Origin of the sequence: Amycolatopsis sp. NPDC049253 (assembly GCF_040678995.1) — a bacterium.
In the GTDB taxonomy this organism is placed as follows: Bacteria; Actinomycetota; Actinomycetes; order Mycobacteriales; family Pseudonocardiaceae; genus Amycolatopsis.
Window position 1 is genome coordinate 20,303 of sequence record NZ_JBFAQX010000025.1, and the last position, 12,631, is coordinate 32,933.

The 12,631-nt window shown below is 71.9% G+C and carries 10 protein-coding genes; 3 read left to right on the top strand and 7 right to left on the bottom strand.

Annotated elements, in window-relative coordinates; all coding sequences use genetic code 11:
- Positions 1–34: 34 nt before the first annotated feature.
- The 5 genes from AB0K15_RS36815 to AB0K15_RS36835 form a co-directional block, all read right to left on the bottom strand.
- On the bottom strand, positions 35–1,129 hold the full coding sequence (locus AB0K15_RS36815) for an SDR family oxidoreductase (protein ID WP_364061466.1): 1,095 nt from the start codon (positions 1,127–1,129) through the stop codon (positions 35–37).
- Between the two features lie 43 nt (positions 1,130–1,172).
- A complete protein-coding gene (locus tag AB0K15_RS36820; RefSeq protein ID WP_364061469.1) occupies positions 1,173–3,686 on the bottom strand; it encodes an ATP-binding cassette domain-containing protein in 2,514 nt (837 codons plus the stop codon).
- Positions 3,687–3,697: 11 nt separating this feature from the next.
- Positions 3,698–4,807 (bottom strand): substrate-binding domain-containing protein, encoded by a 1,110-nt coding sequence (locus tag AB0K15_RS36825; RefSeq protein WP_364061472.1) that lies wholly within the window; start codon positions 4,805–4,807, stop codon positions 3,698–3,700.
- A gap of 12 nt (positions 4,808–4,819) precedes the next feature.
- Entirely contained in the window at positions 4,820–5,905 is a 1,086-nt protein-coding gene (locus AB0K15_RS36830; protein WP_364061475.1) for an ABC transporter permease, read from the bottom strand.
- Positions 5,906–6,012: 107 nt separating this feature from the next.
- The gene (locus tag AB0K15_RS36835; protein ID WP_364061478.1) at positions 6,013–7,074 is read right to left on the bottom strand and encodes a 2,3-butanediol dehydrogenase; all 1,062 of its coding nucleotides are present in this window, start codon (positions 7,072–7,074) and stop codon (positions 6,013–6,015) included.
- A gap of 291 nt (positions 7,075–7,365) precedes the next feature.
- Here AB0K15_RS36835 and eboE point away from each other — a divergent pair, with 291 nt between their 5' ends.
- The 3 genes from eboE (at position 7,366) to AB0K15_RS36850 (ending at position 9,705) form a co-directional block, all read left to right on the top strand.
- Positions 7,366–8,568 carry a metabolite traffic protein EboE gene (eboE, locus tag AB0K15_RS36840; RefSeq protein WP_364061481.1) on the top strand — a complete coding sequence of 401 codons (1,203 nt, stop codon included), beginning with the start codon at positions 7,366–7,368 and terminating at the stop codon, positions 8,566–8,568.
- Positions 8,569–8,633: 65 nt separating this feature from the next.
- The gene (locus AB0K15_RS36845) at positions 8,634–9,326 is read left to right on the top strand and encodes an XRE family transcriptional regulator (RefSeq protein WP_364061484.1); all 693 of its coding nucleotides are present in this window, start codon (positions 8,634–8,636) and stop codon (positions 9,324–9,326) included.
- Positions 9,327–9,360: 34 nt separating this feature from the next.
- Positions 9,361–9,705: a hypothetical protein gene (locus AB0K15_RS36850; RefSeq protein ID WP_364061487.1), complete on the top strand. Its 345-nt coding sequence runs from the start codon at positions 9,361–9,363 to the stop codon at positions 9,703–9,705.
- 8 nt (positions 9,706–9,713) lie between these two features.
- Here the strand turns inward: AB0K15_RS36850 and AB0K15_RS36855 are convergent, their stop codons facing one another.
- A complete protein-coding gene (locus AB0K15_RS36855; RefSeq protein ID WP_364061490.1) occupies positions 9,714–10,700 on the bottom strand; it encodes a hypothetical protein in 987 nt (328 codons plus the stop codon).
- 114 nt (positions 10,701–10,814) lie between these two features.
- Positions 10,815–12,548 (bottom strand): GAF domain-containing protein, encoded by a 1,734-nt coding sequence (locus tag AB0K15_RS36860; protein WP_364061493.1) that lies wholly within the window; start codon positions 12,546–12,548, stop codon positions 10,815–10,817.
- Between the last annotated feature and the right edge of the window lie 83 nt (positions 12,549–12,631).

A 12,631-nucleotide genomic window follows, 5' to 3' on the forward strand; every position in this document is an offset into this window, starting at 1 on the left:
GGTCCGCCGGGCCTGTTCCGCGCGTCCACGGTGCTCATTCCGCCGCGCCGGGTTCCGCCGGGGCGGGCGGGATGATCCGCTCCGCGCGCAGGGTCTCGAAGAGCCGGGCGAACGAGTCCAGCGTGCTGGTGTAGCCCGTGAACCCGGCCTTGCGGCTCTTGCTCATGTCGGTGAGGCACTCGATGGGCCGGCCGAGGTCGCTGTCGGTGTGCCACCACGACGCGACGCGGGCGAGGTCCGGCTCGCGCAGCCCGTGACGCTCGGCGATCCGGCGCCAGACCCCGGCGGCGTCGGCCATCTGCTCTTCCAGCGGCGCGGGCTTGCCGTCGAACCCGGCCGGCGTCACGCCGAGCAGCTTCGCGAGGCGCGGCCACATCCAGCGCCAGCGGAACACGTCGCCGTTGGCGATGTTAAACGCCTCGTCGCGCCCGTTCTCGTCGGTGGCCGCCCACACCATCTGGTCGGCCAGCAGCCCGGCGTCGGTCATGTCGGTGACGCCGTTCCACTGGACCTCCGAACCGGGGAACCGGAAGTCCCGCCCGGTCTCCCGGCAGACGGCCGCGTAGACGGCCAGCGTCATCCCCATGTTCATGGCGTTGCCGACGGCGTGGCCGATGACGGTGTGCGCCCGGTGCACGCTCCAGGTGAAGCCGTGACGCTCGGCGGCCGCGAAGAGCTCGTCCTCCTGCGCGTAGTAGAAGTTCGGCACGTCGAGCCGCGCCTCGTCCTCGTGGAACGGCGTGTCGGGCGTGACCCCGGCGGCGTAGGCCTCGAACGGCCCGAGGTAGTGCTTCAGCCCGGTCATCAGTGCGACGTGGCGCAGGGTGCCGCCCGCGGTGGCCGCCGCCAGCACGTTGCGCACGATGCCCGCGTTGACCTCGATGTTCTCCGCTTCGGTGGGGCGGCGCGACCACGCGGTGAGGAAGACGTGCGTCGGTTTCGTGTCCGCGAGCGCGGCGCTCAGCGCGGCCGCGTCCTCGAGGTCGGCGCGGACCGAGCGGACTCCGGCGATGCCGGACTCGCTGCGGCGGGACACCCCGGTCACCGCCCAGCCGCGCTCGACCAGCCGGGTGGCCACCGCGGCCCCGGCGATGCCGGTGACCCCGACGACGAGTGCTGTTTCGGTCACTGTCTCCTCTTTCTGCTCGGATGTGGCTCGGGTCCGGGACGGCTCAGACCAGGGCCGGGGTCCGGCGGCGCACCCGGGTGTAGATCGCCGCCGCGACGAGGATCAGGATTCCCTGGAAGAAGTACTGCCAGCTCTGGCTCAGGTTCAGGAACGTCGTCGCGTTGAGCAGCTCCTGGATCAGCGCGGCGCCCAGCAGCGTCCCGATGAACGACCCGCGGCCGCCGGCGAGGCTCGCGCCGCCCAGCACGACCGCGGTGATGCTGGAGAGCGTGTAGCTCACGCCCTGGGTCGGGTCGCCGACGCCGATCTGGGCCATCAGCAGCAGCGCGCCGAAGAAGGTCAGGACCGCGCAGCCGAGGTAGGCCAGCACGTGGACCCGGTTCACCTTCACGCCCAGGCGCCGGGCGGACCCCTCGTTCGAGCCCGCCGCACGCAGGCCGCGGCCCCACGCGGTGAACCGCAGCGCCAGCTCCAGCCCGACGGCGACGACCACGGCCACGAGGAACGCGATCGGCACGAACCCGACCGTCGCGGTGATCGCGTCGGTGACCGAGGTGCTGATGAACCCGCCCTGGAACGGCCGCAGCAGCAGGGAGACACCCTGCAGTCCGATGTAGAGGGTCAGGGTCGCGGCCACCGCGGTGAACCCGCCGAAGCGGATCAGCACCCCGTTGAGCACCCCGGACCCGACGGCCACCACGAGCATGATCACGAACGCCAGCGCCACGAGGAACGGCGAGTGGCCGTCGGTGACGAAGAACGACGCGATCACCACGAGCAGCCCGGCGAGTGGACCGACGGACAGGTCGATCCCGCCGGTCATGATCACGATCGTCTGGCCCAGGCTGATGAACGCGAGCGCCGTGAGCAGGGTCAGCAGGGAGGTGACGTTGAACGGCGCGAGGAACCGCACGTTGTGGGCGAAGGTGTAACCGCCGAGCGCGAGGATGACCAGTGCGAGCACCAGGCTCGGCGCGTAGTCCCCCTTCGCCAGGTCGCGCAGGCGCTCGGTCAGCGGCGTCCGTCCGGTCGGCGGAGCCGGTTTGGCCGGGACGGCCTTCTTCGCCGAGGGGGCCTCGCCGCGCAGCGTGGTGGCGTTGACGACCGAGCCGGTGATCTTCTCCTCGGTGACGTCGTCGCCGGTGAGCTCGGCGACGACGTGGCCGCGCGAGAACACCACGACCCGGTCGCAGAGCCCTTCCAGCTCCTTGGCGTCGGACGAGACCACGACCACCGGCACCCCGGACGCGGCCACGTCGCGCATGATCGTGTAGATCTCCGACCGGGCCCCGACGTCGACGCCCTGGGTCGGCTCGTCGGCCAGCAGCAGCCGCGGCGCGGCGAGCAGGGCGCGCGCCATCACCACCTTCTGCTGGTTGCCGCCGGACAGCGCCATCACGTTCGTCTCGCGCGAAGCGGTCTTGACCGAGAGCTTCGCCAGCTCGGCGTCCACTCCCGCCCGTTCGCGCTCGCCGGACACGACTCCCCCGCCGGCGAACGCGGGCAACGCGCTGACCGCGGCGTTCTCCCGCACCGACATCGCCGGCAGCAGGCTTTCCCGGTGCCGGTCGGCCGGCATGTACGCGGTCGAGCGGACCAGTGCCCGGCCCCGCAGCGGCACGCCGTCGAGCACGATCCGCCCCGTGGACGGGCGCAACCCGGCCAGCGCGCGCAGGAACTCGCTCTGGCCGTTGCCGACGATGCCGGCCAGCCCGACGATCTCACCGTGGTGCGCGACGAGCCGCGCGTCCTGGAAGCCCTCGCCGGACAGGCCTTCGACCGCCAGCGCGACCTTCGCGTCGGCCAGGACCGTGTCCTTCTCCGGGAATGCCGACGTGAGCTCGCGCCCGACGATCAACCGCAGCATCTCGTCGTCGGTGAGGTCGGCGACCGCCGAGTGCCCGCGCGCCCGGCCGTCGCGCAGCACCGTCACCTCGTCGGCGATCTCGCGCACCTCGGCGAGCCGGTGGGTGATGTAGACGACCGCCGTGCCGCGGGCGGTGGCCTGGCGCACCTGGTCGAACAGGATCTCGGTCTGCTCCGCTCCCAGCGGCGCGGTCGGCTCGTCGAGGATCAGCACCTTCGGCTCCAGCGCGATGGCCTTCGCCAGTTCCAGCAGCTGCTTCTGCGCCACGCCGAGGTCGGCCACCCGGTCCTGCAGCCGCAGGTCCGAACCGACCCGGCGCAGCAGTTCCACCATCCACACGCGCGGGGTGCCGGCGGGCATCCGCTCGGCGGGCACCGCGAGACGGATGTTCTCGGCGACCGTCATGTCGGCCAGCACGGCGGGGTGCTGGTGCACGATCGCGATGCCGAGCCGGCTCGCCCGGTCGGTGGTCAGGGCCGCGATCGGCTCGCCGGCCACCGTGATCGTGCCCTCGTCGGGCCGGGTGGAGCCCGACGCGACGCCCATCAAGGTGGACTTGCCCGCGCCGTTCTCACCGAGCAGCGCGTGCACCCGGCCGCCGAAGACGTCGAGCGACACCTCCGACAGGGCGCGCACGGGCCCGTAGCTCTTCGACACCCCGGAGAGGCTCAGTGCCGCGACTTCGCTCATGGTCGCCTCTCCTACTTCAGCGCCGCGGTCTGGTCCGCTTTGGACAGCGAGCTGGACACGAACGCGTCACTCGGGAGCTCCTTGTCGCACGTGACGGGGTGCGGCTGCCCGGTGATCGAGTCCTCGAACGCGGACTGCGGGTACACCAGGTCCTTCGGCACCACACCACCGGTCGCCTTGGCCACCGCGACGTCGATCGCCAGGCGCGACATCGCGTTCTGCGAGGAGACGGTGAACAGCTGGAACGGGTTGCCGGCGTCCTTCTGCTGCTGCCAGTTGCAGGCCAGCTGGTTGGCGTCCTCGGTCGCGATCGCCGGGATCTTGCGCCCGGCCGAGGTGAACGCGGAGAACGAGCTCGCCAGCGCGGCACCGAAGTCGGTGGTGATCGCGTCGATCTCCGGGTTCTTGGCCAGTGCGGCGGTGATCACGCGCTGGGTCTGCGCGGCGTCCCAGTTGGTCACCTCGTACGGCGTGTTGCCGACGAACTGGATGCCCGGATGGTCCTTGAGCACGCTCTGCATGCCCTTGTACTCGTCGAGGCTCTGCGAGTTCGCGGCCGGGCCGCCGAGGTTGAGCACCTTGCCCTTGCCGTTCAGCGCCTTGACGAGCCATTGGCCCCACAGCACACCGGCCTGCTCGAAGTTCGTGCTCACGAACGCGTCGTAGTCCTGGCCGGGCGTCCCGCCCGGGTTGACCCGGTACGGCACGGTGACCACGCCCGCCTTGTACGCGCTGCGCAAGGCGGGCAGCACGGCCTGGCCCGCGTCCGGGAAGACCACGATCGCCTGCGTGCCCTTGGCGACGAGGCCCTGGATGTCGGAAATGGCCTTCTGGGTGTTGCCTTGCCCGTCGGTGTAGGTGAACGACGTGACGCTGGGGCACTTCGCGACCTCGGCCTTGGCCTCGGCTGTGGTGACCTTGCGCCAGTTGTTGTCGCCGAAGCCGTCGGCCAGGCCGAGCGTGACCTGCTTCGAACCGCACCAGGCGGGCACGTTCGCGCTGGCGGGCTTGCCGCCCTCGGCGCTGGTCGAGCCGCCGTCGTCCACCGTGCAGGCGGTGGTGACGAGGGCCAGGGAAGCCAAGCCGGCGAGCAACGACCGGCGAAGGGGCTGGGGAGACATGGGAAACCCTTCCTACTGCTGGGTCCGGGGAGCGGGGACACGGCGGAACCAGCCGCGCACGGCGGCCCAGTTCACGGTGTATACGGCGACACCCGCGGCGAGCGCGAGCGCCTGGACGATGTTGTTCGTGGCCGCGCTGACGCCGAGCGTCAGCACGAACTGGTCGAGCTGGGACAGGAACAGGGCGGCGACGGCACTGGCGACCGGGCTGCCCTTGCCGCCGAGCAGGGACGTGCCGCCCAGCACGACGGCCGCGACCGACGGCAGCAGCAGCGTGTCGCCCTGGAACGCGCCCGGCGTGGTCACGATGCCGGCCAGGAGGATGCCCGCGGTGCCGTAGAGCAGCGACGCCCAGACGTAGGCGGCGAGCTGGTGGCGCCGCACGCGCAGGCCCGCCAGCCCGGCGGCCTCCGGGTTGTCGCCCACGGCCTCGAACCGGCGGCCCGGCACGGTGCGCTTCATCGCGAAGCCGGTCACCGCGACGAGGACGACGGCGATGTAGACCGCGTACGGCAAGCCGAGGAAGCGGCCGGTGACGAGCGAGTGCAGCGTGTCCGTGGTCGTCACCGGCGAGCCGCCCGAGATCCCGAGCACCACCGCGTACAGCAATGCGTTGGTACCCAAGGAGGTCACGATCGCCGACATCCCCAGGCGGCTCACGACGAGGCCGTTGAGCAGGCCCGCCGCCAGGGCCGCGACGTAGGCGAGCAGCACCGCGGGAAGCAGCTTTCCGTTGTCCCCGGCGGGGTAGTGCGTCACGATGATCACGCTCAGGGACACGGTGCCGGGCACCGACAGGTCGATCCCCGCCTGCTGCACGACGAGCGTCTGCCCGAGCGCCACCACGGCGAGTACCGCGGCGAAGGGCAGCATCCCCTGCAGCGAGCTGCGGCCCAGGCTCTCGGGCTGCAGCAGCAGGCTCACGAGGAACAGCAGCGCGGTCGCGACGAGGATCGTCACCAGTCCGCGCGAGGCACGCTGCGCCGTCGTCTGCCGCCACAGGCTCGGCCGGCCGGGCGGGCGGGCGGTCCCCGAAGCCGGGGCGGGCGACGGGGCCGACTGTGTGACGACCACGGAACCCCTTGTCGTGTCGCTCATCGGATCGCTCCTCGGGTGCAGCGCACCGGGTCGCAGGGCAGGACGAAGTCTGTCCACAAAGGTCTCGTGGACAGGCGGAAACGGTTGTGGTGCAGAGGTGGTTCGGGTCAGCCGACCTTGACGAGCAGCTTCTGCGCGTCGCCTTCGGGGTCGAGCAGCCGGTCGAACCCGCCGGTGACGACGTCGTCGACCGCGATCACCTCGGTGAGTACGCGCTCCACCGGGAACCGGCCGGTCGCGACGAGCGAGATGATGCGCGGGAAGTCGAACACGGGGTAGCACCACGTGCCGACCAGGCTCAGATCGCGCTGCGACAGCGCCATCGGGTCGATCGTGGCGGGCCGGACGTGCAGGCCCACCTGCGTCGCGGTGCCGTGGGAGCGCAGGCCGGCCAGCGCCGTGGCGAGGCCGGCCTCCGAGCCGGAGCACTCCGCGGCGACGTCGGCCCCGATCCCGCCGGTGAGCGCGTGGACCGCCTCCGGCACGTCCTCGGCCAGCGGGTCGAGCACGGTCGCGACCCCGAGCGCGTCGAGCAGGGCCCGGCGGCGCGCGTTCGGCTCGCTCACGAAGATCTGTGCCGCGCCGGACGCGTGGGCGTACAGCGCGGCGAGCGCGCCGATCGGCCCGGCGCCGGTGATCAGGACGCGGTCGCCGGAGGTGAAGCCGGTGCGGTCGACGCCGTAGGCCGCGACCGCGGCCGGCTCGACCAGCGCGCCCTGCACGTCCGACACCGATTCCGGCAGCACCGAGATCTGGTGCTCCGGGACCACCACCTGCTCGCTGATCCCGCCGCCGTCCCAGCTCAGTCCCGTGCAGGCCATCTGCGGGCACAGGTGGTTGAGCCCGCGGCGGCAGTAGTAGCAGTGTCCACAGTAGATCAGCGGCATCACCGAAACCCGGTCGCCCACGCGGACCCCGGTGACCTCGGCGCCGATCTCCAGCACCTGTCCGGAGAACTCGTGCCCGAGCACCTGCGGCGCCGCGGCGTGCGAGAGCGGGTGCGGACTGGTCGGGATGACGATCGGCCCGGCCGCGTACTCGTGCAGGTCGGTGCCGCAGATCCCGCACAGGTAGGGGCGGACGCGCACCTGCCGCGCGCCGACCCCGGCCGGCTCCGGGATGTCCTCGACCCGGATGTCGTGCTTGTCGTGGAAGACCGCGGCGCGCATGCTCAACTCCTCGTAGTCTTTCCGGAACCCGCGCAGCCGGGATCCGGGCGTGGACACGGCGCCGGTACTCGCCGGGTTCACTCCCGTTCGACGACGCTGTACAGCGGTAGTGAACAATGAACCAGCCGGTGAGTCAAGAGTCAGCGAACAACTTTGCCAGACGCGCAGGTCAACGGCCGTAATCCTTGACAGCACTGGGTTTCGGACTGTTCACTTCGAGCAAACGTCTGCTGCAGCGCGTCACCGCAGCACTTCCGGCACCCCCTCTGCCGCCTTCCCCGGAGGAACCTCATGGACCTCGGCACGCGTCTGGGCCACCTGTCCTACTCGACCCTCGTGCACCCGGGTGACACCTGGGACGAGATGAACGCCAGCCTCGAGACCTACGTCCCCGAAGTGAAGCGCCGGGTTTCCCCCGACGCGCCGTTCGGCGTGTCGCTGCGGCTCTCGGGCGCGTCGGCCGACCGGCTCGCCGGCGACGGCCCCGAGCGGGACCGGCTGAAGAAGTACCTGTCGGACAACGATCTCTACGTCTACACCGTCAACGCGTTCCCGCACGGGCCGTTCAAGGGCCGCTCGGTGATGGAGAACGTGTACGAACCGGACTGGAGCACCGAAGAGCGCGTCGCGTACACCACGCGCGTGGCCGACGTGCTCGCCGACATCGCCGCGGACGGGGTCGAACCGACCATCCAGACGGTGCCGCTCGCCTATCGGCCCAAGGTCACGGGCGAGGCGTACGTGGAGCTGTTCACCCGCAACGTGCTGCGCGTCGTCGCCCACCTCGTCGCCCTCGAACGCCGCACGGGGCGGCGGGTGAAGCTCGCGATCGAGCCGGAACCGTTCTGCTACCTGGAAACCATCGAGGAGACCGTCCGCTACTTCACCTCGCGGCTGTACTCGCGGGCCGCGGCCGAAACCCTTTCCGGCCTCGCCGACCTGCCGCTCGCGGAAGCCTTCGGCGCCCTGCGCCGCCACGTGGGGATCGTGTTCGACATCGGGCACCAGGCCGTGGAGTTCGACGACATCCCCGCCTCGCTGGACCTGCTCGCCGGCGCGGGCGTGCCCGTGTTCAAGCTGCAGCAGGCCGCCGCGCTGTGGGTTCCCGAGGTGACCGACGAGGTGGTGCGCGAGCTGGAGCGGTTCACCCGCACCATCTACCTGAGCCAGACCTCGGAGCTGCGCGAGGGCACCGTCACCCGCCACCTCAACCTGTCCGACGCGATCGCCGCCTGGCGCCGCGATCCCGGCGGCGCGCGCGAATGGCGCACGCACTTCCACGTGCCGGTGTTCCTCGACGACCTGGGCCCGTTCCGCACCACGCGGTTCGCCCTGGAGCAGGCCCTGGACCGCCATCGCGCGCAGCCGCAGTCGTCGCACCTGGAGATCGAGACCTACACCTGGGACGTGCTGCCCGAGCACCTCAAGACGGGCGACATCACCGACTACGTCGTGCGGGAGCTGGAGTTCGTGCGCGACCGGCTCACCGCTTGAGCCGCTCACGGCGAGGCGTCAAGCTATAGTGAACACCGACTGAACGAGAGCGCGAGGAGCGAGACGTGGCAGCGAAGCACGAGCCGGCGGCGGAGCACTCCGAGGCCGCGAACCTCGGCGAGCAGCTGCGCGCGCGCCGGCAGGCGTCCGGGCTGTCGCTGCGCCAGTTCGCGCGCGACCTCGGGTACTCGGCCGCGTTCGTGTCGCAGATCGAGAACAACAAGTCCCAGCCCTCGGTCGCGACCCTGTACGCGATCTGCAACGCCCTCAACGTCTCCATCGACGAGTTGTTCAGCAGCGCCGCCGGTGCGGGCGCGGAGGAACCGCCCGCGCCCGCACCGGCCGCAGGCGTCGAGAAGCACAGCTTCCACGGCGCCCTGGCGAAGCTCAACGAAAGTCCCGAGGAGCAGCAGAGCCCCATGCTCCGCCCCGGCGAACGCCGCCAGCTCGTCCTCGACTCCGGCGTCACGTGGGAGCAGCTGTCGTCCATCCACGACAGCACGGTGGACTTCCTGCACGTCCGCTACGAGGTCGACGGCAGCTCCGTCCCCGACGACAAGCTCACCCGCCACTCGGGCATCGAATACGGCTACATCATCAGCGGCACCCTGGAAGTCGCCCTGGCCTTCGACACCTACCAGCTCCACGCCGGCGACTCCATCGCCTTCGACTCGACGACCCCGCACCGCCTCACCAACCGCGGCGACGGCCCGGCCGAGGCGATCTGGTTCGTCCACGGCCGGAAACCGGCCCGCTGACGCCACCCGCGGCGGATGACCATCGGCCGCGGGTGTGCACAGTGGACTGTCCACCCGAATCGCGAGCCCGGCCGCAGCCGACGCACCAGGTGGCGACGGTGCGCGGATCGGCCTGACCCGAGTGCCGCTGCGCGGGCGGACCTGTGTACCCGTTCTCTCGGCTTCGATCGTCGGCTACCTGGCGCTCTCACCGTTGGCCCACCGAATCGGGCACCGGAAGCTCGTCATCGCCGCCACGGCGTTGTTCGGGGTGTTCACCGTGCGGTGCGCGGTGGCCGGGAACGACACGCTGATCGCGCCGCGGCCGGCGACCGGGGCGGGCCTCGGCGCGGCCATCGGGCGGGAATTCGGCCACGCGACGGTCTCGGAACTGGCCTGATCGGACCGTCAGCAGGCCGGCACATCGGGTTCGGCCCGATGCGTCGTCACCTCGGCGGCCGCCCGTCGCGACGTCATCCGGGTCGGGTGGCCGTACCCGATCCGCAGCAGCGCGTGCACCTGGCCCAGCCCGCGGAACAGGTCCAGGAACTCTCGCCGGGTGCCGTGGACCTCCAGCGGCTGGGAGAGGAACGAGGTGGCCAGGCCCTCCGCCGTGGCGGTCAGCAGGACCCGCTGCATCGCCATGCCGGCCCGGACGTCGGCGGCCGCGCCGTGGTCGCGCGTCAGCACGACCGCCAGCAGCGGATCCTGCTCGAACTCCCGCGAGGGAACGGCCGGGTTCGTGTGCGAGGCGCGATGGCACACGACACCGGGGATCTCGTGCGGCGGCCCGAAAGCGACCGTCGGTACCCCGTCCGGGCTCTCCGCCGCGCGCCCGGTCCAGAACGCCGACTCCGCCCGGAACGCCGGGTCCTCGGACTGCAGTGACTCCGCTCGCCGCACGAGTGCGGCGACCCTCGGGTAGCGCCCCGAGGCGTCCAGGAACTCGAGCTGCCCGCCCTCGGTCAGCGCCGCCGACTTCAGCCGGGCGCGCGCGACCGCCGGCACGGCACGGTCGGCGAACGGCCGTCGGTTCGTGTGCCTGCGGTGCACCGCCTCGGCGAGCCTGCGGTCCTGTTCCGTCGAACGCCGGGTGCCGTCGAGGCCGACCACGGCGAGCAGGTCGGGCGACGCGGGGGCCGGCAGGATCCGCACCCGCGCGCCGAGCCCGTTGACCCGCAGGGTGATCACGAGGTTCAGCACGGCGGCGCCACACGACACCCTCGCCTCGCGCGCCGCGGGATCCGCGACCGCGAGGACCCGGTCGCGGTCGAGCCACACCTCGACCGCGCCGCCGTCCACCACGAATCGCCACGGCTGGGTGTTGTGCGGCGACGGCGCTCGCACCGCCGCCGCGAGGGCCTGGTCGAGCGCGGTGGGGAGCCGGTCGTTCATCGTGGTCTCCGGGGGACGACGCCTGGGGTCACCTCGAGCGTCGTCCGCGCGGCCGCCCCGGTGTACGGGCGGCGGTCACGAGGTCGAGGGACCTAAGACCCCGGTGCCCCCGGCTCACGGCAGGGGCACGGTCCACTCGACCCGCGTGCCGCCGCCCGGGCGCGACTCGATCGTGAAGGTGCCGCCCGCCGATTCGGCCCGGTCGCGCAGGTTGGCCAGCCCGCTCGGCGAGACCTCGGCGGGCAGCCCTGAGCCGTCGTCCGCGACCGCCACCCGGAGCACGTCGTCCTTGGCCGACACCGCGACGGTCACCGACGTGGCGCCGGCGTGCCGGACGGCGTTGCTGACGGCTTCGCGGACCACGGCCTCCACGTGCTCGCCCAGCTGCGCGGGCACCGCGTCGACGGTGCCGGACATGCTCACCGTGGGATGCACGGGCGCGTCGTCGGTGAGCTCGGCGATCGCGTCGTAGAGCCGGTGCCGCAGGCTCAGCCCGGTCGCCCCCGCGGCGCCACCGTGCAGGTCGAAGATCGCGGTGCGGATCTCGTGGACGATCTCGTGCATCTGGTCGACGCTGTCCTGGAGCCGCCGCTTCAGCTCCGGCTCCTTCAGCCGGCGGCGCGTGCCCTGCATCGCCAGCCCGACCGCGAAGAGCCGCTGGATCACGTGGTCGTGCAGGTCCCGGGCGATCCGGTCGCGGTCGGACAGCACGTCCAGCTCGCGGGCGGCTCGTTGCTGGGCCGCCAGCTGCAGGGCGAGCGCGGCCTGGTCGGCGAACGACGCGAGGACCGGCAGCTGCGTCGCCCCGAACGCGGCGGCGCCCGGCTCACGGACCGCGATCAGGACCCCCGACGTGCGGTCCCCCGTGCGCAGGGGCACCACGAGCGTCGGGCCGAAACGCCGGCCCCCGCCGAGGTCCAGGGCCGGGATGCTGCGCGGGGTCCGGTCCCGGTAGACCGCGCCCGGAACGGTCGAGGCGGTGTCGATCCGCACGCCGGTGAGCTCGACCGCGCTCACGCTCGCGCAGACGGTGATCGTCAGGTCGGTGGCGTCGGCGTCCCAGTCCTCGCCGACGTCCGGCCGGCCGAAGTCGGGCAGCGCCAGCATCGTCACGTCCGAGCCGGTCAGCTCCAGGGCCCGTTCGGCGATCAGGTTCAGCGCGTCGGCCGGGTCCGTGCCGCCGAGCAGCTCGGTCGTGACCTCACTCGTCGCACCGAGCCATCGCTGCCGCAGCTGCGCCTGCTCGTACAGGTGCGAGTTCTCGATCGCGATCCCCGCCGCGGCCGCAAGCGCTTGCACGATCACCTCGTCGTCGTCGGTGAAAGCGTCACCGCCCTGCTTCCCGGTGAGGTAGAGGTTGCCGAACACCTCTTCGCGCACCCGGACGGGAACGCCGAGGAAGGAGTGCATGGGCGGATGGTGCGGCGGGAACCCGACGGACGCGGGATGCTCCGAGATCTCCTCCAGCCGCAGCGGCTTCGCCTCGTCGATGACCAGGCCCAGCAGCCCGTGCCCCTCGGGCAGGTGGCCGATGCGCTCCCGCGTCGCCGAGTCGATGCCGAGGTACACGAACTCCGCGAGCGAACCGTCGTCGGCGAGCACGCCGAGCGCCCCGTACCTCGCCTCGCCGAGGTCGATCGCGGCCTGGACGATGCGGCGCAGCGTCGTGTCCAGCTCCAGCCCCGACGCCACCGCGAGCACCGCGTCGAGCAGGCCGTCCATCTTGTCGCGCGTACCGATCAGCTGCTCGACGAGCTCCTGGAGATCCCGCAGCGTCTCCCGCAGGCGCAGCTGTCCCAGGGTGCTCGAAAGCCTGCGGGCGCTCTCCCCGGACCCGGTTTCCGGCATCGATCCGCTCGCCTCCCTCATCCCACGGCGTCGCCGCCCGTGATGACTTTCGCCTCTGTCCGCCGCGGCGGCGGCCGACGAGC

What these genes read in the sequence shown, in the direction of transcription:
- AB0K15_RS36820 (WP_364061469.1), bottom strand. Translation starts at nt 3,686, where the DNA reads ATGAGCGAAGTCGCGGCACTGAGCCTCTCCGGGGTGTCGAAGAGCTAC.
- AB0K15_RS36825 (WP_364061472.1), bottom strand. Translation starts at nt 4,807, where the DNA reads ATGTCTCCCCAGCCCCTTCGCCGGTCGTTGCTCGCCGGCTTGGCTTCC.
- AB0K15_RS36830 (WP_364061475.1), bottom strand. Translation starts at nt 5,905, where the DNA reads ATGAGCGACACGACAAGGGGTTCCGTGGTCGTCACACAGTCGGCCCCG.
- AB0K15_RS36835 (WP_364061478.1), bottom strand. Translation starts at nt 7,074, where the DNA reads ATGCGCGCCGCGGTCTTCCACGACAAGCACGACATCCGGGTCGAGGAC.
- eboE (WP_364061481.1), top strand. Translation starts at nt 7,366, where the DNA reads ATGGACCTCGGCACGCGTCTGGGCCACCTGTCCTACTCGACCCTCGTG.
- AB0K15_RS36855 (WP_364061490.1), bottom strand. Translation starts at nt 10,700, where the DNA reads ATGAACGACCGGCTCCCCACCGCGCTCGACCAGGCCCTCGCGGCGGCG.
- AB0K15_RS36860 (WP_364061493.1), bottom strand. Translation starts at nt 12,548, where the DNA reads ATGCCGGAAACCGGGTCCGGGGAGAGCGCCCGCAGGCTTTCGAGCACC.